The sequence below is a fragment of the Nocardia sputorum genome (assembly GCF_027924405.1).
Classification (GTDB): Bacteria; Actinomycetota; Actinomycetes; order Mycobacteriales; family Mycobacteriaceae; genus Nocardia; species Nocardia sputorum.
Genome location: NZ_AP026978.1, coordinates 5226045 through 5243325, shown reverse-complemented (window position 1 = coordinate 5243325; position 17281 = coordinate 5226045). Strand labels below are relative to the sequence as shown.

Sequence of the window (17281 nt, the reverse complement as noted above, 5' to 3'; positions counted from 1 at the left end):
TCGTGGCTGCGCGTGACCGGCTCCGTGGGGCCGCTCGGCATCGCCACCGCCGTGCTGTGGCTGAGCATCATCGTGCTGCTGCCGCTGGCGGCGCTCACGGTGACGAGCTTCGAGGAGGGGTGGTCCGGCTTCTGGGACGCGGTCACCGCGCCTGCCGCGCTGGACTCGCTGCGCATCACCGTGCTGGTCTCGGTGGTGGTGGCGGTGATCAACGTGGTGATGGGCACACTGATCGCCTGGGTGCTGGTCCGCGACCGGTTCCCCGGCAAGGGTGTCGTCAACGCGCTGATCGACCTGCCGTTCGCGCTGCCGACCATCGTGGCCAGCATCGTGCTGCTCTCGCTGTACGGTCCGCAGAGTCCGGTGGACATCCACCTGAACGCCACCCAGCCGGGCCTGGTAGTCGCGCTGGCGTTCGTCACGCTGCCGTTCGTGGTGCGCTCGGTGCAGCCGGTGCTGATCGAGGCCGACCGCGAGGTGGAGCAGGCCGCGCTCTCGCTGGGCGCGAACAACTGGACCACCTTTCGCAGGATCGTGCTCCCCGCGCTGACGCCGGCGATCATCAGCGGTGGCGGACTGGCCTTCGCCCGCGCGATCGGCGAGTACGGTTCGGTGGTGCTGATCGGCGGCGCGATCCCGCGCAAGACCGAGATGGCCTCCCAGTACATCCAGAAGCAGATCGAGATCGACCGGCCGGTGAACGCGGCGGCGGTGTCGGTCGCGCTGCTGGCCATCTCGTTCGCGACGCTGCTGGTGCTGCGGCTGCTCGCGGAACGCAGCGCGCGCAAGGAGCAGGCGGCTCGATGAGACACGATCGCGCACAGCGCCCGGCGTCGCCGGGGCGCGGAAATACTCGCGGGACGGAGCGGGCGCGATGAAACTGCATCCGCTGACCCGTATCTCGTTGCGAACGGTGGCGCTCGGCTATCTGTTCGTGCTGCTGGTCCTGCCGCTGATCATCATCCTCTGGCGCACCTTCGAGCGCGGCGTCGGCGCGTTCGCCGACTCGATCACGACGCCCGCGGCTATCTCGGCGTTCCAGCTGTCGCTGCTGATCGTGGCGATCACCGTGCCGGTGAACGTGGTCTTCGGCATCGTGACGGCGCTCGCGCTGGTCCGTGGGAAGTTCCCGGGCCGCAACCTGGTTCAGGGCATCGTGGACCTGCCGTTCGCGGTCTCGCCCGTGGTGGTCGGCGTGTCGCTGATCCTGCTCTGGGGCGCGGGCGGCTGGTTCGGCGGCCTGGAAGAGTGGGGCTTCAAGGTCATCTTCAACCTGCCGGGCATGGTGATCGCCACCATCTTCGTCACGCTGCCGTTCGTGGTGCGCGAGGTCGAACCGGTGCTGCACGAGATCGGCGACGACCAGGAGCAGGCCGCGGCCACTCTGGGCGCGTCGAAATGGCAGACGTTCTGGCGGATCACGCTGCCCGCGATCCGGTGGGGCCTGACCTACGGCGTGGTGCTCACCGTGGCCCGCGCACTCGGCGAGTTCGGGGCGGTGATCATGGTGTCCAGCGCGCTGCCGGGCAAGTCGCAGACGCTGACGCTGCTCGTGCACGGCCGGTACATCAACGACCACAACACCTTCGGCGCCTACTCCGCCGCGACCTTGCTGATGGGCATCGCCCTCGTCACCCTTCTGCTGATGACCATCCTCGAACGTAAGCGGGGCGCAAAGTGATCACCGTGACCAACGCGAACAAGAACTACGGCACGTTCGCGGCCCTCGATGACGTGACCATCGACATTCCCTCCGGCGAGCTCACCGCGCTGCTCGGCCCGTCGGGCTCGGGCAAGTCGACGCTGCTGCGCTCGATCGCCGGACTGGAGTCGCTGGACTCCGGCGTGGTCAGCATCGCGGGACGCGATGTCACCCGGGTGCCGCCGCAGAAGCGCGACATCGGCTTCGTGTTCCAGCACTACGCGGCGTTCAAGCACATGACCGTGCGCGACAACGTGGCGTTCGGGCTGAAGATCCGCAAGCGCCCGAAGAGCGAGATCAGCAAGCGCGTCGACGAATTGCTCGGCATCGTGGGATTGGACGGCTTCCAGCATCGCTACCCGGCCCAGCTGTCGGGTGGTCAGCGCCAGCGCATGGCGCTGGCCCGCGCGCTCGCCGTCGATCCGCAGGTGCTGCTGCTGGACGAACCGTTCGGCGCGCTGGACGCCAAAGTCCGTGCCGATCTGCGGACCTGGCTGCGCCGGCTGCACGAAGAGGTCCACGTGACCACCGTGCTGGTCACCCACGACCAGGAGGAGGCGCTGGACGTCGCCGACCGGATCGCGGTGATGAACAAGGGCCGCATCGAGCAGATCGGCACTCCGGAGGACGTGTACGACCGGCCGGCCAACGAGTTCGTCATGTCGTTCCTCGGCGCGGTGGCCCGGCTCAACGGACATCTGGTGCGTCCGCACGACATTCGCGTCGGCCGTGATCCCGGCATGGCGCTCGCCGAGCACGAGGGCACCGCGGAGTCCGCGGGTGTCACCAGGGCGACGGTCGAGCGCGTGGTGCACCTCGGCTTCGAGGTGCGCGTGGAGTTGCGCAATGCGGCCACCGGCGACCTGTTCGCCGCGCAGGTGACCCGCGGTGACGCCGAAGCGCTGCGGCTGTCGGACGGTGAGACGGTGTACGTCCGCGCCACCCGGATCCCCGAGCTCCCCGCCCACTAGGCGTTCGGCGCGGTAACCGCGTCCTGGTGTGCGAGGAGCGCGGCGCTGAAAGGTTGCTGCGCTCGTCGGCATTCGGGGTGGCGACGGTCTGTGCCGGAGCTGCGGTGCGGTTGCCGTCCGGGGCGGCGATGTGGCAGCCGCAGGGACGATCGTGCCGGGCTCGGCAGGCGATGCTGGTGTCCGTGGTTGCCGTCGGTCCGGCGTTCGATGCCGATCGGCAAATCATCGGCACCGCTCAGTGGAGTCTGGCCAAGGGGAGTCTCCGCATGTGGAGCGCTATGGATGGGTGAGGTCTCCCGCGACAGCCGGAACCCGGCAAACCTCCACCGGGCACGATCGATCCTCGCGTGTCGCAAGGAAACCCGACTGGACGGCATGTGCAACGCTGCTCGGCCAGGTGAGCGCGCCGAAGATCGCGGAAACGGTGCGGTGCGGCACAGGCGGCTTGCGGACAATCGGGTGTCCGGACTTGGCACGAAGATCGCGGAGTGGTTGCCTAAACGCGTTCGAAGCAAATCGGCACGGCGATCGGGTGGATTGCGATGGCGGTTGGTCTCGGGTTGAGCATCGGTACGGTGAACACGGTTTCCGTTCTGGCGGAGGAAGGTTCGGCCAAGGCTCCGCCGGGGCGACGCAAAACGCAGCGGGCGCAGACAATCACGCGCCGCACCACGCTGACCTTCGACAGCACCGGCGTCGCCCGGGTCGGCATGATTCCCCGGCACGGCCGCGCGGTCACCGAATTCGCCGACCTCACGCAGCGTTCCAGTACGTGGGCACGGGTAGGCAATCGCGCACTCGCGCCGGCCGACCTCGTCGCCACCGTGGCCAAGTGCCTGATCGACGAGGTGCTGCAGGACCAGGCGGGCCACGACGCCGGGCTCGGCATCGCGGTGACCTACCCCGCCCGCTACGCCGACGAGCAGGTGGACGCGTTGCGCGCGGCACTCGACGGCGTCCACCTCACGCAGGCCGCGCTGGTCGCCGAACCCGTCGCGGCGGCGGCCTGGCTGGAAGCCGACCGCGGTCCGCTGATGCCGGGGCTCACCCTGGTCTACGATCTCGGCGGCGCGGGGCTGGACGTCACCTTGGTCCGGGTGGGCGCGGGATGTCCGAGCAATCCGATCGTCGGCGTCTCGTTGCGTTCGACGGAATTCGGTGGGCGCGCGTTCGGCGCGTTGATCGCCGAGCATGCCGGGCAGGGTCTGTCCTCGTCCTCGGTGTCCGAGTCCGTCGCCGACACGCTCGCCGGAGAACTGCGCGTCCGGCATGTCCGGGCGTCGCTCGAACTCGTCTACCGCTGCCTGCGCGTCGCGGATGTCACCATGGCCGACGTCGACCGGGTCCTGGTGGTCGGCGGGGCGGCGCGCCCGGCGGAGGTGGCCGAGGTGCTCGCCGCGGAACTGGCCAGGCCGGTGATCGCTGCCGCGGATCCCGAGCGGACCACCGCCGACGGCGCCGCGATCATCGGCCGGAGGGCGGCGCTCGTGGCGGAAGCGGTGGCCGAGCAGCGTCGGGCCAGGCGCCGCCGCGTACGGCGCCGTGCCACGACACGCGCCCTGATGCTGTCGCGCCGGACCCGGCGCCGGTTGGGCCGGGCGGTTGTCGTGACGAGCATGTCGGCGGTGTTCGGTCTCGGAACTTCGATCCTGGCGGCCGGTGACGGGGTGCTGGTGAGTTAGGCGCCCGGTCAGGGCTGCGATGAACAGGGGCCGTCCGGCGGTGCGCGTGATGAGGGCGCGCATCGCCGGACGGCCCTAGCAACTGCTGGGTTGACGTGACTCTCCGTTGGTGTAACTATGGGATACAGTTAAACGGTTCCATCGACGAGAGGCAGTGACGACGATGTCCGCAGCCGTGACACCAGCCGTCGATCCTGATCTGGAGAAGGCGCAGGAGTACGCCGCCAAGCTGCTGCTGCTCTCCGAGGGATCGGTCAACAAGCATTTCGATCCCTTCGAGGACATCGACTGGGACAACCCCGACTTCGCCGCCGACGCCGGTGAGGAGCGCTGGATCCTGCCCGTGTCCGCCGACACCGTGGCCCGCCACCCCTGGTACCAGGCGCTGAGCAAGGAACAGAAGATCGCGGTCGGCAAGTACCGGCAGGCGAACATCGCCAAGGTCGGCCTGCAATTCGAGTCGATCCTGATCAGCGGCATGGTCATCCACAACTTCGGGCTGCCCAACGGCTCGCCGGAGTTCCGGTACTGCTCCCACGAGATGATCGAGGAGCACAACCACACCCTGATGTTCCAGGAAATGGTCAACCGGATCGGGCTGGACGTGCCCGGCATGGGCCCGCTGGTCAGCAAGTTCAAGTACCTGGGCGCGCCGGTGGCCGCCTGGTTCCCGAACCTGTTCTTCATGGCCGTGCTGGCCGGTGAGGAGCCGATCGACCACATCCAGAAGCAGATCCTGCGCTCCGGCGAAGAGGTGCACCCGATCATGCGCGGCGTGATGGCCATTCACGTCGCGGAAGAGGCGCGGCACATCTCCTTCGCGCACGAGTTCCTGAAGAACCATGTGCCGGAGGCCAAGCCCGCGCAGAAGTTCATCCTGTCGCTGGCCATGCCGATCGTCATGTGGATCCTCGGCCGCGCGATCGTCACGCCGCCGCGGTCGTTCTTCACCGAGTTCGATATCCCGGAAAAGGTCCGCAAGGAGCTGTTCTACGGCTCGAAGGAGGCCAAGCAGGTCTTCAGCGACTACTTCTGCGACGTGCGCGCCCTGGCCAAGGACATCGGGCTGATGAACCCGGTCGCCAAGGCCGTCTGGAAGGCGCTGGGGATCGACGGTCCGAGCACCCGGTACCGGTCCGAGCCGCTGCGCGCCGTGAGCAAGGTCGCCTGAGTCGTATGCCGTACGTCGTCACCCAATCCTGTTGCAGCGACGCGTCCTGCGTGTACGCCTGCCCGGTCAACTGCATCCATCCCACGCCCGACGAACCGGACTTCCGGACGGCGGAGATGCTGTACGTCGACCCGCGGGCGTGCGTGGACTGCGGCGCCTGCGCCACCGCGTGCCCGGTCGACGCCATCGTGTCAGCGCAGAAGCTGACCGCTGAGCAGAAGCCGTTCATCGAGATCAACGCCGATTTCTACCGGCAGGCGCGGCCGCGCCCCCTGCTGGCGCGACCGGTGCCCGCGGCACGGATCCACACCGAGCGCACGCCGCTGCGGGTGGCGATCGTGGGATCGGGTCCGTCGGCGATGTACGCCGCCGACGAATTGCTGACCCAGCCCGACGTGTCGGTGACGGTATTCGACCGGCTGCCGGTGCCCTACGGGCTGGCCAGGCACGGCGTCGCCCCGGACCACGACAAGACCCGCAAGGTCGGCGAGCTGTTCGACGTCATCTCGGCGCAGCCGGGGTTCGGTTCGTACTTGAACGTCGATGTCGGCGCGCATGTTTCGCACGCCGAACTGCTCGACCATTTCCACGCCGTGATCTACGCGGTCGGCGCGTCGTCGGATCGCAAACTCGGCATCCCGGGCGAGGGTCTGGCGGGCACCGTGTCGGCCACCGATTTCGTGGCCTGGTACAACGGTCACCCCGATTACGCCGACCGGGTATTCGACCTGTCCGCCCGGCGTGCCGTGATCGTCGGCAACGGCAATGTCGCCCTCGACGTCGCGCGCGTGCTGACCAGTGACCCCGCGACGCTGGCCGGTACCGACATCGCGCCCTACGCCTTGCGGGCGCTGCGCGAGAGCAAGATCGAGGAAGTGGTCGTGCTCGGCCGGCGCGGCCCGCTCGAATCCGCTTTCACCGTGCCGGAATTCGTCGGCCTGCTCGGCTGCGATGTGGATGTCGTGGTCGAGGGCGAACTGCCCGAACTCGGCGCGGAACTGCCTTTCCATGTCGAACAGAAGCTGCGGCTGCTGCACAGCGTGCGCAGCCGGCCGGTGGGCGAACGCAAGCGCATCGTGTTCCGCTATCTGTCCGCTCCCACCGAGATCCTCGGCACCGATCGGGTGACCGGCCTCGAGGTCGGCCGCACCGAGCTGGTCACCGGTCCGGACGGCGGCGTCCGCGCCGTCGCGACGGGGCGGACCGACCGGCTGGACGCGGGCTTGGTGCTCACCTCGGTCGGTTACCGCGGCGTCGCGGTGCCGGGCTTGCCCTTCGACGAGCAGGCCGCGGTGATCCCCAACGAGGAGGGCCGGGTGCTGGAACATCCAGGCGGCGCCGTGGTCACCGGGACGTATGTGACCGGCTGGATCAAGCGCGGGCCCACCGGCTTCATCGGCACCAACAAGTCCTGTGCGCAGGAGACGGTGCGGCAGCTGGCCGCGGACTTCAACGCGGGTCGCCTGCCCGAACCCGCCGGGTCCGCCGCGGAATTCGATCGGCTGGTGCGGCTGCGCCAGCCCGCGGTCCGCGCCGGGGGAGCGGTGGGAGCCCGCCCCGGCCGAGTCCGCCGCTTGCTGGCTCGCACCTGACGGACCCCGCCTCGAGATACCCCGGCCGCGCCGGTATCTCGAGGCGGTTCCATGTGCGGGGTCACCGTGCGGTGAAACCGCCATCGATGGCGAGGGCTGCGCCGGTGACGAAACTGGCTTCACCGCTGAGCAGATAAGCGCAGAACGAGGCGATCTCCTCCGGTGTCGCGATGCGGCCCACCGGGTGCAGCGCCGCGATGGCCGCCTCTCCTTCGGGCGTCGCGCCCATGGAATTCCGGAACGCCGGGGTATCGACCGCACCTGATACCAATGCGTTCACCCGCACACCCTGATCTGCGGCCTCGAGCGCCACGGCACGGGTCAAGCCGACCACCCCGTGCTTGGCGGCGACGTACGGCGCCACCGAACCCATGCCGACCACACCGAGATTCGACGCGTTGTTCAGAATCGCGCCGCCGCCGGAGGCCGCCAGCGCGGGCACCTGATGCCGCAAGCCGTAGAACACACTGGTGAGGTTGAGTTCCAGATCGGCGCGCCACCCCGCCTCGTCGATGTCCGCGACCGGACCGAAGGCGCACACCGCGCCCGCGTTGTTGAACGCCGCGTCCAAGCGGCCGTATTCGGTCAGCGCGGCGTCGGTCAGCCGGGCCACGTCCTGCTCCACTGTGACATCGGTCGGCACGAACAGCGCCCGCCCGCCTGCCGCGCGGATGTCGGCGGCCACCTGCTCGCCCGCGTCCTTGCCCCGGGCGCCGAGCACCACCGCGGCGCCTTCGCTCGCGACGCGCAGCGCCACCGCTTTGCCGACACCCGACGTCGCGCCGGTGACCAGGACGACCTGCTCCGCGAACCGTGTTGCCATCGTCGAATTCCCTTTCCGCTCTCGCGATCCCGCCTCCGTGGTGGGACCCGCTGTCGAGTCAAGCCGGAGGCGCACGGCGATGCTGGCGAATATCGGACATCTAGTTGATGTGTCATAAATTTGGCCGAGAAGTGGGGTGTGCTGCACGAGGGCAAAGATTCGGTTACCGACCGGTCGGTGCCTGTCGTGCGGTGTGGTTTCGCTTGGTAAACCGGCCTGGAGTCTGATTGTCTCGGCGATTTCGAGATCGCTGTGTGATAGCGGAATGGCCGATATCGCAGACTGATTCGCGCTGTCGAGCCGGCTGGACGGTCCGATCGACTCGCATCTACCTGGCATTTCGGACGACAATGGCTTTCGGGCGAACAATCCGTATCAATTGCGCATACGCGTGGACGCGAAACAGCTAACCTGTGGTGGCTGTTTGGAAGACGACCGCGGCCACAGGGGAACGCCATGTGATGGACGTGGTCACGGTGCGTTGACGGGATAGCGAATGACGACAGGTCTGGGTTTCAGCATCGGTGCAGTGAACTCCGTGGCGGCTTCGGTCAGCGCGGATCTACCACGGCCGACGGTGCGGTCTCGGCGCACCGCGGTGACCTTCGACAGCGCGGGTGGACTGCGCTTGGGCGGGATTGCGCGATTCGACATGGCGGTCACGGATTTCGCCGACCTAGGCCGGGATCCGGAAGCGGTGATCGTCGGCGGCCGCATCTGGTCACCGGCCAATCTCGTCGCCGCGGTGGTCGGCGAGCTGCGGGCGGCGCAGCCGGGCGCGTCCGAAGCGGGCGTCGTGACCACGTATCCCGCAATGTATTCCGACAAGCAGGTGGCGCTGCTGCGGCAGGCGTTGGACCTATCCGGGTCGGGTGACGTGCTCCTGGTGCCCGAACCGGTCGCGGCCGCGGAATGGCTGGAGCACGAGCAGGGCCCGCTGGAAACCGGCTTCGTCTTGATCTACGACCTGGGGGGCACCAGCCTCGACGTGAGTATCGTGCGTGTCGGTCCGGACTGGGACAACCATCCGATGATCGGAAAGCCGAGGCGGTCCTACGACTTCGGCGGCAGGCCGCTGGGGTCGATGATCGCACGGTACGCCCCCGGCGTGTCGTCCGCGGGACTGTCGATGACGTCCATCGTCGACATCGACGGGCTGCGCACCGCACATGTGCAGGACTCGCTGCAACTGGTCCGCGACTGTGTGCGGGAGGCGGGTGTCACCCTGTCGGATATCAGCCGCGTCCTGCTGGTGGGCGGCGCGTCGCGCCCCGCGGAGGTGGCGCGGACGCTCGCTGAACTCGGCCGCCCCCTGGTGATCTCGGCGGACCCCGGCCAGACGATCGCCGCTGGAGCCGCCCTCATGGCGGCACGCACCATGGCGCTCGGCGCATCGGACGGCCGATCCACCGCGCCTCGGGTCGCAGTGTTCTCCAGTGCGGCGGTGGTCTCCGCGGTCGCGATGTCGGCGGCCACCGTCTTCGGCGGCCCGACGGTTCCCGAACTGTCGCCGCTGCTCGAGCGTCTGCCGGAGCTCGGCGCGCCGACCGGCAGCCTGCTGGTCGACGTAGGAGACGAGCAACTCGCCGACGCCTGGTCCTGGGTGTCCGCGCCCGGCGCCTGGTACGCGGGCCGGGCGGCTCTCGCGCAGCGGACCTCCGCGTACACCCGGTTCATCACACCGGCTCCGCGTAGCGCCGGTTATGGTCCTTCGGTAGCGGAGTCGCGGTCCGGCTCGCATCGTGACCCGCGAAACTGTTGCGCGCCGGGCGGATTGCGCTACCGGGGATACGGCGATCCCGCCTACTTCGTGAACCCGCTGCCGTTCGCGCCGCGTCCCGTGCCCGGAGACATCGCGCAGCCGCCCGTTCCCGGGCAGTCTTCGACTCCTGGTCTACCGCTGCCGGGGCAGGTTCCGGGCTCGCCCGGCCAGCCCGCGCCGGGAACGCCGGGGCCGAACGCTCCCGTGCCGCAGAATGGATCGACGCCTGCGGAACCCGGCCCGGCTTCCGGTGGGACCCTGCCGGGAAGCGCTGCGGGCACTTCCTCGACCGGAACGCCCGATTCCTCGGGTGCCGGATCGGGGGAGCCGGGAAGCTCCTCCGGGGCGAGTTCGTCGTCCTCGGGAGGTGCGCACGCCGGGGGCGCTTCGTCCGGCGATGCCGGGGGAACGTCAGGCGGTAGCGCCGGTAGTGGGACCGCGTCGAGTGGTTCGACGAGTGACTCCGCCGCGAACGGAGCGTCCGATGACTCGCCGGGCGGTTCGTCGTCGGGTGGGTCGACCGGCAATCCGTCGTCGCACGGTTCGTCCTCGGGTGGGGCGACCGGCAATTCTTCGCCGGGTGGCTCCTCCTCGGGCGGGTCGAATGGCAATCCGTCGTCGCACGGCTCGTCGTCGGGCGGGTCAGCCGGTGATTCGGCGTCGGATGGTTCGTCTTCGAGTGGGTCGGACGGTAATTCGTCTACGGGTGGTTCGGCGTCGGGTGGGTCGACCGGCAATTCTTCGACGCACGGGTCGTCCTCCGCGGGGGCAGCCGGTAATTCGTCGGCCGGTGGGTCACCCTCGTCCGGTGGATCCGCATCGGGCGGGCGTCCGGGGGGCGCCTCGTCGGCGGGTAATCATTCGGGCGGGAATTCCTCGGGGGCTTCGTCGTCCGGAGGGTCGCGGGGCCGGTCCGGCTCGGTCGGCGGTTCGTCGGCGGGCGGCGGAGGCGCGGGCGGAGGCGGAGGCCGCGGTCGTTAGCGGCGACCGTTCGGACGGTGAATCATTCGGCGCGCGTGCGGGTCTCGTTGCGCCGGATTCGCTGTTCGACGCGATGACGCCGAGGCACAATGGATTGATGGCATCCGGGGGTCCCCAGCTGATCGCGCTGGACGTGGACGGGACGCTGCTGGACACGGGAACACCGATCAGTACGCGGGTGGTCGAGGCTGTGCGCGCGGCCGTGGCGGCGGGGGCGCACGTCGTGGTGACCACGGGACGCACGCTGCTGACCACACGCCCGGTGCTCACCGAACTCGGTCTGCGCGAGGGCCACGCGTTGTGCTCGAACGGCGCCGTGCACATCGACGTGGCCAGAGGGGAACCGGTCGCGATCCAATCGTTCGACCCCGCACCTGCGATCACCGCGTTGCGCGCGCTGTTCCCGGCGATGATCTTCGCCGTGGAGAAGGTCGGCATCGGTACCTGGGCCACCGGGGCCGGCCCCGGCGAATTCTCCTTGGGCGAGTACCTGCTCGTCGACCATCACGCGTTGAGCAGCGAGCCGACTCCGCGCCTGAACGGCTGGTTGCCGGACGGTTCGCTGGAGGAGATGCTGCTCGCCCTGCGCTCCTTGCGAGTGCCCGGTGCGAGCTGGGTGCACGGCGAGTTCGGGCCGTGGCTCACCGTTTCCCGGCAGGGCGTGTCGAAGGGTTGGGCGCTGGAACAACTCCGCCTCGCCCTCGGTGTGCCGGACGAGGCGACACTGGCCATCGGCGACGGATACAACGATCGCGAGATGCTGCGCTGGGCAGCGCATTCGGTCGCGATGGCCAACGCGCCCGGCGACATCCGCGACCTCGCCGACGAAGTGACCGGCCACGTTCTAGACGACGGCGTCGCCACCGTCCTGGAGCGCTGGTTCCGCCCCTGACCAGGCGACGCAGCCGCGATCCGACCGCCGGGGAAGGATGCCGGTAAGCCCAGCGGTCGGGTAATAGTCGGAGTGTGCGGCGTGCTGTCCGGCCAGCCGGATCCGGCAGCACGTCGCCTTCTCCTCGGCCTAGGCGGTCCCGGTTTTCGCGACGATGTCCAGGTAGTGCTGGTTGTACATGAGGCCGAGGACGTTGCCGAACGGATCGACCACGGCGGCGGTGACGAAGCCCTCGCCGTCGCCGCGCGGGGTGATGGGGTCGTACACGGTCGCGCCGAGTTCCAGCAGCCGGTCGAAGGCGGCTTGCAGGTCGTCGACGTGCCAGTTGACGATCGCGCCGCCGGGGGCGTTGCGGGCTCCGGCCGGAGCGTAGGCGCGGTTCACGATGCCGAATTCGTGCTGGTAGTCGCCGATGCGGAACTCGTAGTAGCCGCCCGGGACGTGGTAGTAGGGCTCGATGCCGAAGAACCGGGTGTACCAGTCCTTGGCGGCCTCGAGGTCGTCGGCGTAGAAGGTGCTCGTCGCCATTCCGCGCAACATGGGGTTCTCCTTCGAGTCGTTGTTTTCGTTGTTGTCTCCATCATCCGAGGCAAAGTGCGCACCGAATGAGCACTTTCAACGGCAGAATCAGGGCATGCGAGCGGACCGATTGGTGGCGATCCTGCTGATGATGCAGAGCCGGGGACGGGTGACGGCCGCGCAGGTCGCCACGGAGCTGGAGACCTCGGTCGCCACCGCGCGCCGCGACCTCGAGGCGCTCTCGGCGGCCGGGGTGCCGGTGTATCCGCAGCCCGGGCGCGGCGGTGGCTGGTCGCTGGTGGGAGGTGCGCGCACGGATCTGAGCGGGCTGACGGCAGGGGAGGCGCGCGCGTTGTTCCTCCTGGCCGGTCCGTCCGCGGGCGCGGCGCCGGAGGCCCGGTCGGCGCTGCGCAAGCTGGTCCGGGCGCTGCCGCAGACCTTCCGAGGGGATGCGGAAGCGGCGGCAGATGCCGTGGTGATCGACCCGGCGCGCTGGGGTGCGACCGATCGCCCGCTGCCGGAGGTGGTGTCCCTGCTGCAACGCGCCGTCGTGCAGCGCAACAAGGTGCGGCTGCGCTATGCGAACCGCACCGGCGAGCGGTCCGAGCGTCTGGTCGACCCGTGGGGACTGGTGGACAAGGACGCCGTCTGGTATTTGGTCGCCGGGACCGAGCAGGGGCAGCGGACGTTTCGCGTCGATCGGATCGCCGAGGCGCTGGTCACCGGCGAACCCGCGCACCGCCCGGACGATTTCGATCTCGCCGCCGCTTGGGGGCAGGTGGTCGAGGAGATGGAACGGCGGCGCGCGACCACCGCCGCCACCCTGTTGATCTCCGAACGCCTGCTGCCGATTCTGCGCGACCAGCAGGGCAGGAACTGCGTCGTGGACGGTCCTGCCGACGACGGCCGCGTCCGCGTCCGCGTCACCGCGCCCACCGCCTGGATGCTCGCCCAGCAGCTGGCCGGTTGGGGCGCTTCGATCGAGGTCCTCGGTCCTGCCGAGGTCCGCGCCGAGCTGGCCCGCCTGGGCGCCGAACTGCTCGACCGCTACGGAACGGACGATCGACCCGGCGCGGCACCGTGACGGGCGACCGGTGCAGGGCATGCAGGGCGGTCCCGCGGGCAGTGCCGACGGGCGTCGGCGGTCGCGAAGTGCCGATCCTGCGGAGGCACGGTCACGAGGTCCGTCTTGCGGAGCGTCCGAGCCAGGTGCGCCCCCCTCGGCGGTCTCAACTGGGCCGTGCGATGGACCGATGCGGTCGCGAAAAATCTTCCGAGACGTCGACACTGCTTCCCATCCGCTTGCGGAGCGTCGATGCTCCGAGCCGGGTGCGCCCTTCGGTCGGTCTGATCTGGGCCGTGCGATGGACCGATGCGGTCGCACGACACTGCTTCCATTCGCTTGCGGAGCGTCGATGCTTCGAGCCAGGCGTGCCCCTCGGCCGGTTCTCACGAGGTTGCGCAACGAACCCATGGGGCCGCGCGAATCCTCGGGCGCTCCCCGTGTGCCGCTGTCACGCTGACCGTCGGAGCGTGGCAGCTCGGTGGACGCCCGCCTCGAAACGTGGGGGAGGCATCCGCTGCCGCAGCTGCCTCCCCCCTTCGTCGCCGTCAGCGCGGCGCGAGGACGTGACCGGCCAACGTGCGCACCATGTCCGAGGCCAGCACGGCGTGGCCGCTCATGCTGAAGTGGATGAGGTCGGCGCTCATCAGGTCCGGCCGCAGGCGCAGCGGGTGGTCCCAGAGTTCGAGCAGGAGTGCGTCGTAGCGGGCGGCCAGTTCGCGGACCATATCGTTGAGCGCGGCCATCCGCTCGCGCATCGGGCGCATAGGCGCCATGCGCTCGACTTCCCAGACATCGGCCAGGGTGAACGTGACGACCTGCGCGCCGGTGCGGGTCAACGTCGCGAACAGGGTGTCCAGGTTCGTCCGCAGCTCGGCGAGGTCGCCGCCGGGCAGGAAGAGGTCGTTGCCGCCGCAGCTGAGATGCACGAGATCGGGCTGGAATTCGAGCACGGCGGGCAGCTGCTCGGCGAGGACCTGGGCGGAGGTGGCGCCGATCCGGCCGGTGTTCAGATAGGCCAGACCCGGGCGGACCGCGGTGAGGACGCTCGCGACGCGATCGGCCCAGCCCACCGGTTCGTATCCCGGGCTCGGGTCGCCGACGCCCTGCGCGATGGAGTCGCCGAGCACCGCGTAGCGCTGCCATGGGGCGTCGGCGAGCAGGCGTCGCTGTTCCGCGGGCGGCAGCAGCAGCGGGTCGTTCGCTTCGGTACGAATACTGTTGTCGCTCATTATCTTTCCTGTTTGTCGGCGGAGAATGCGGGAGTGCGGGTCGGTAGCGCCGCCAAGCAGGCGGCCACGGCGGCGATGCCCGCGCACACCGCGAAGACGGTGTGGAACGCGCCGAGCGGATCGTCGGGCCGCGCCGCGAACACGGCGGCCAGCACGGCGACGCCGAGCGCGCCGCCCACCTGCCGCGCGGTCAGGTTCATGCCGGTTCCGGCGGCGAACTGCTGCGGTGGAAGGGAACTCGCGGCCGCGGTGCCCAGCACCGTGACGACGAAGCCGATGCCGCCACCGCCGAGCACGCCGGCCGGAATCCACGCCGACCACAGGGCCGGGGTGGGTCCGAAGGCGTCCGTGCTCATCCACACGGTGCACGCGACGAACATCGCCGCACCGAGCACACCCAGCCATCGCCGGGCCGTGGGCGAGGCGACCCGGCCCGCGACGGTCGCCGTCATCATCGACGCGACCGCCCCGATGGTCATCGCGCCCGCCGAGCCGAGCACCGAGTAGCCCCAGATCGCGTCGAGGAACAGTGGTCCCGACAGCAACCAGGCGAACATGGCCGCGCCGAAGACGAACGAGGTCGCGTTGGCCAGCGCGTAGGACCTGCTGCGCCAGAGGTCAACGGCGATCGCGGGCTCGCGATGACGCGCGGAGCGGACCAGCGCGGCGACGACCAGCAGTCCGCCGCCGATCAGCGCGGACAGCGTCCCCGCCGAGGTCCAGCCCCAGCGCTGCCCCTCGGTGACGCCCGCGACCAGCCCGCCGAGACCCAGCGCCACCGCGAGTGTGCCCAGCGGATCCGGCAGCGCTCCGCCGGAAGGACGGCCGTCCACGGCCGGAATGCGCAGGGCCGCCGCGATGAGCAGGAGTGCCACCGGCACGTTGATCACGAAGACCGCCCGCCAGTCGAATCCTTCGACGAGCGCGCCACCGAGTGCGGGACCGACCACCGCGGCGAACCCGCCCGCGGCCGACCAGGCTCCGATGGCCGCGCCGATCTTCTCCCGCGGGGTGGCGGCGAGCACCAGGCCGAGGGCCGAGGGCACCATCAGCGCCGCTGTCGCGCCTTGCAGCACCCGCCCCGCGATGAGCCAGCCCGCTGTCGGAGCGAGTCCGCACAGCAACGAGGTGAGGGCGAAACCGGCCAGCGCGCCGAGGAACAGCCTGCGGCGCCCGAGCGCGTCGGCGAAACGTCCGGCCGGTGTGAGCAGGGCGGCGAAAGCGACCGCGTATCCGCTGACGATCCAGGTCAGCGTGGTGGTGGCCGTGTCGGGGTAGTCCCGGGCGATCGAGGGGAAGGCGATATTGACGACGGAGAGGTCGAGGAAAGCGATGAAGGCCGCGCCGCAAGCGATCAGCAAGGTGCGGGTAGCCGCGGTCGCGGTCGGCGGGCTGTCCAGCCGCACGGACGCCTCGGTCATGGGGAAGTCCTTAGGAAGAGGGAAACAAAACGCACGATCGTTCGTTCACTTAAAGTACGACCATACGTTCGTATGTGCAACAGCGAAGTGGAAGAATGAGTGCATGACCGAGTCCGTCACCGCGAGTGGCCGGCCGCGCGAGACCGACCAGCGGGTGGCCAAAGGCGCCCGGGCGCGGGCGTCGATCGCCCGCCGCGCCGCCGAGGTGGCCTCCGTCGAGGGCCTCACCGGCCTGAGCATCGGCCGCTTGGCCGCCGATCTGGGGCTGAGCAAAAGCGGTATCGCCACCCTTTTCGGCAGCAAGGAGAGCTTGCAGCTCGCCGCGGTGCAGACCGCGCGGCAGGTCTTCATCGACGAGGTCATCACGCCGAGCCTGAGTGAGCCCGCCGGACTACCGCGCCTGCGCGCCCTGGTCGAGCGCTGGCTCGGTCAGGTGGCCGAGCCGGCGTTTCCCGGCGGGTGCTTCCGCGTCGCGACCCTCGCGGAATTCGACAGCAGACCGGGACCGGTACGTGACGCCATCGCCGAAGACCGGCGGGACTGGCTCACGTTCTTGGTGAAGGAGATTCGCCGCGCCCAGCAGCAGGGTCATCTCGACGGCCGTGCCGCCGATGCCGTCGCGTTCGAACTGGACGCGGTGATCGCCGCGGCGCACACCGCGCGGCAGATGGGCGACGAGTGGGGCGTGCGCACCGCCCACGCCGTCGTGACGGATCTGCTCGGACCCGACGACTAGTCGGCCGGTGCGCCGTTGACCAGATAGTCCAGGTAGGAGCCGGGAATCGGGCACATCTCCACGCCGTCGGCATCCACGATGTGCGGCCGGATGGCGCCGGTGGGGGTGATCTCGGGGCTTTCGATCAGCACCGTCGTCGTGGCCGGAAGCGCGAGGAACTGCACCGCGAAAGGCATGGCGGTGGCCAGCTCGAGCAGCGTGGTGTAGTACGACGAGCGGTGCGCGTGGTCTTCGAAGCACTCGACCGACCAGCCGGAGAACTCCGGGTCGTCGGTCGCGGCGCGGGTCAGGACCAGCACCGGCGATTCGAGTCCGCACGACGAGACGATCGCCTGCTGATCCTCGCCGGGAAAGTCCAGCCGATCGGTCAAACCGACTCCGGCCGCCACTTCGCGTTGATACCAGACGTCACGCAGGGTGCGGTCGACCTGCTCGGCCCAGGTCCGCGTATCGGTGCGTTCGGCCAGGCCCAGGGTGCCGTCGTCGCGGCCACGCACCCGGACCAGATTCCAGCCGATCCGGATCGTCTCGCCGGGGTGGTACCGCGTCCCCGCCGCGACGGTGGACTCCAGATACGACAGCAGCCAGTTCTCCATGCCGGGCAACTGCGGCTCGGTGAACACGACGGTGAACTCCGGATGTCCGTGGCTGACGCAGGAGGTGGTGCGGAACGACTCGGCCATGCCATGTTCCTAGCACGAGGAGTGTGCTCGCGGACGACTCCGAGGTTCCCG

The 17281-nt window shown here is 69.5% G+C and carries 15 protein-coding genes; 10 read left to right on the top strand and 5 right to left on the bottom strand.

The genetic code is table 11. The annotated features are described in order from the left end of the window. Positions 1 to 6: 6 nt before the first annotated feature. The 6 genes from cysT (at position 7) to QMG86_RS23740 (ending at position 7118) form a co-directional block, all read left to right on the top strand. A complete protein-coding gene (gene cysT, locus QMG86_RS23765; RefSeq protein WP_281881103.1) occupies positions 7 to 807 on the top strand; it encodes a sulfate ABC transporter permease subunit CysT in 801 nt (266 codons plus the stop codon). Positions 808 to 874: 67 nt separating this feature from the next. Then, positions 875 to 1681: a sulfate ABC transporter permease subunit CysW gene (gene cysW, locus QMG86_RS23760; RefSeq protein WP_281874887.1), complete on the top strand. Its 807-nt coding sequence runs from the start codon at positions 875 to 877 to the stop codon at positions 1679 to 1681. Beyond that, positions 1678 to 2673 (top strand): sulfate/molybdate ABC transporter ATP-binding protein, encoded by a 996-nt coding sequence (locus tag QMG86_RS23755; protein WP_281874886.1) that lies wholly within the window; start codon positions 1678 to 1680, stop codon positions 2671 to 2673. Before cysW ends, QMG86_RS23755 begins: the two co-directional genes overlap by 4 nt. Positions 2674 to 3248: 575 nt before the next feature. Next, complete coding sequence (locus QMG86_RS23750) at positions 3249 to 4355, top strand: Hsp70 family protein (RefSeq protein WP_281874885.1); 1107 nt, start codon at positions 3249 to 3251, stop codon at positions 4353 to 4355. Positions 4356 to 4518: 163 nt separating this feature from the next. Then, positions 4519 to 5526, top strand: a complete 1008-nt coding sequence (locus QMG86_RS23745) for an AurF N-oxygenase family protein (RefSeq protein WP_281874884.1) — start codon at positions 4519 to 4521, stop codon at positions 5524 to 5526. A 5-nt stretch (positions 5527 to 5531) separates the two neighbouring features. Next, positions 5532 to 7118: an FAD-dependent oxidoreductase gene (locus tag QMG86_RS23740; protein ID WP_281874883.1), complete on the top strand. Its 1587-nt coding sequence runs from the start codon at positions 5532 to 5534 to the stop codon at positions 7116 to 7118. Between the two features lie 61 nt (positions 7119 to 7179). Here the strand turns inward: QMG86_RS23740 and QMG86_RS23735 are convergent, their stop codons facing one another. After that, positions 7180 to 7941, bottom strand: a complete 762-nt coding sequence (locus tag QMG86_RS23735) for an SDR family NAD(P)-dependent oxidoreductase (protein ID WP_281874881.1) — start codon at positions 7939 to 7941, stop codon at positions 7180 to 7182. Positions 7942 to 8437: 496 nt separating this feature from the next. On the opposite strand from QMG86_RS23735, the gene QMG86_RS23730 reads away from it, so the two are divergent. Continuing rightward, on the top strand, positions 8438 to 10684 hold the full coding sequence (locus tag QMG86_RS23730) for an Hsp70 family protein (RefSeq protein ID WP_281874880.1): 2247 nt from the start codon (positions 8438 to 8440) through the stop codon (positions 10682 to 10684). Positions 10685 to 10781: 97 nt separating this feature from the next. After that, positions 10782 to 11576: an HAD family hydrolase gene (locus QMG86_RS23725; protein WP_281874879.1), complete on the top strand. Its 795-nt coding sequence runs from the start codon at positions 10782 to 10784 to the stop codon at positions 11574 to 11576. Positions 11577 to 11705: 129 nt separating this feature from the next. Here the strand turns inward: QMG86_RS23725 and QMG86_RS23720 are convergent, their stop codons facing one another. Beyond that, a complete protein-coding gene (locus QMG86_RS23720; RefSeq protein WP_281874878.1) occupies positions 11706 to 12116 on the bottom strand; it encodes a VOC family protein in 411 nt (136 codons plus the stop codon). 94 nt (positions 12117 to 12210) lie between these two features. Here QMG86_RS23720 and QMG86_RS23715 point away from each other — a divergent pair, with 94 nt between their 5' ends. Then, positions 12211 to 13179 carry a helix-turn-helix transcriptional regulator gene (locus QMG86_RS23715; RefSeq protein ID WP_281874877.1) on the top strand — a complete coding sequence of 323 codons (969 nt, stop codon included), beginning with the start codon at positions 12211 to 12213 and terminating at the stop codon, positions 13177 to 13179. A 527-nt stretch (positions 13180 to 13706) separates the two neighbouring features. Here the strand turns inward: QMG86_RS23715 and QMG86_RS23710 are convergent. Further along, positions 13707 to 14390 carry an SGNH/GDSL hydrolase family protein gene (locus QMG86_RS23710; protein ID WP_281874876.1) on the bottom strand — a complete coding sequence of 228 codons (684 nt, stop codon included), beginning with the start codon at positions 14388 to 14390 and terminating at the stop codon, positions 13707 to 13709. Then, on the bottom strand, positions 14390 to 15811 hold the full coding sequence (locus tag QMG86_RS23705) for an MFS transporter (RefSeq protein WP_281874875.1): 1422 nt from the start codon (positions 15809 to 15811) through the stop codon (positions 14390 to 14392). The genes QMG86_RS23710 and QMG86_RS23705 overlap by 1 nt, the downstream gene beginning before the upstream one ends. Before the next feature lie 103 nt (positions 15812 to 15914). Between QMG86_RS23705 and QMG86_RS23700 the strand changes: the two genes are divergently transcribed. Next, a complete protein-coding gene (locus QMG86_RS23700) occupies positions 15915 to 16547 on the top strand; it encodes a TetR/AcrR family transcriptional regulator (RefSeq protein WP_281874874.1) in 633 nt (210 codons plus the stop codon). Here the strand turns inward: QMG86_RS23700 and QMG86_RS23695 are convergent. Beyond that, on the bottom strand, positions 16544 to 17230 hold the full coding sequence (locus QMG86_RS23695) for a hypothetical protein (RefSeq protein WP_281874873.1): 687 nt from the start codon (positions 17228 to 17230) through the stop codon (positions 16544 to 16546). The two genes, QMG86_RS23700 and QMG86_RS23695, sit on opposite strands and share 4 nt — an antisense overlap. Between the last annotated feature and the right edge of the window lie 51 nt (positions 17231 to 17281).

Bases quoted from the DNA above. Each gene is read 5' to 3' on its own strand.
- QMG86_RS23740 (WP_281874883.1), top strand. From the start codon at position 5,532: ATGCCGTACGTCGTCACCCAATCCTGTTGCAGCGACGCGTCCTGCGTG.
- QMG86_RS23735 (WP_281874881.1), bottom strand. From the start codon at position 7,941: ATGGCAACACGGTTCGCGGAGCAGGTCGTCCTGGTCACCGGCGCGACG.
- QMG86_RS23705 (WP_281874875.1), bottom strand. From the start codon at position 15,811: ATGACCGAGGCGTCCGTGCGGCTGGACAGCCCGCCGACCGCGACCGCG.
- QMG86_RS23720 (WP_281874878.1), bottom strand. From the start codon at position 12,116: ATGTTGCGCGGAATGGCGACGAGCACCTTCTACGCCGACGACCTCGAG.
- QMG86_RS23695 (WP_281874873.1), bottom strand. From the start codon at position 17,230: ATGGCCGAGTCGTTCCGCACCACCTCCTGCGTCAGCCACGGACATCCG.
- cysW (WP_281874887.1), top strand. From the start codon at position 875: ATGAAACTGCATCCGCTGACCCGTATCTCGTTGCGAACGGTGGCGCTC.
- QMG86_RS23710 (WP_281874876.1), bottom strand. From the start codon at position 14,390: ATGAGCGACAACAGTATTCGTACCGAAGCGAACGACCCGCTGCTGCTG.
- QMG86_RS23700 (WP_281874874.1), top strand. From the start codon at position 15,915: ATGACCGAGTCCGTCACCGCGAGTGGCCGGCCGCGCGAGACCGACCAG.
- QMG86_RS23715 (WP_281874877.1), top strand. From the start codon at position 12,211: ATGCGAGCGGACCGATTGGTGGCGATCCTGCTGATGATGCAGAGCCGG.
- QMG86_RS23730 (WP_281874880.1), top strand. From the start codon at position 8,438: ATGACGACAGGTCTGGGTTTCAGCATCGGTGCAGTGAACTCCGTGGCG.
- QMG86_RS23745 (WP_281874884.1), top strand. From the start codon at position 4,519: ATGTCCGCAGCCGTGACACCAGCCGTCGATCCTGATCTGGAGAAGGCG.
- QMG86_RS23725 (WP_281874879.1), top strand. From the start codon at position 10,782: ATGGCATCCGGGGGTCCCCAGCTGATCGCGCTGGACGTGGACGGGACG.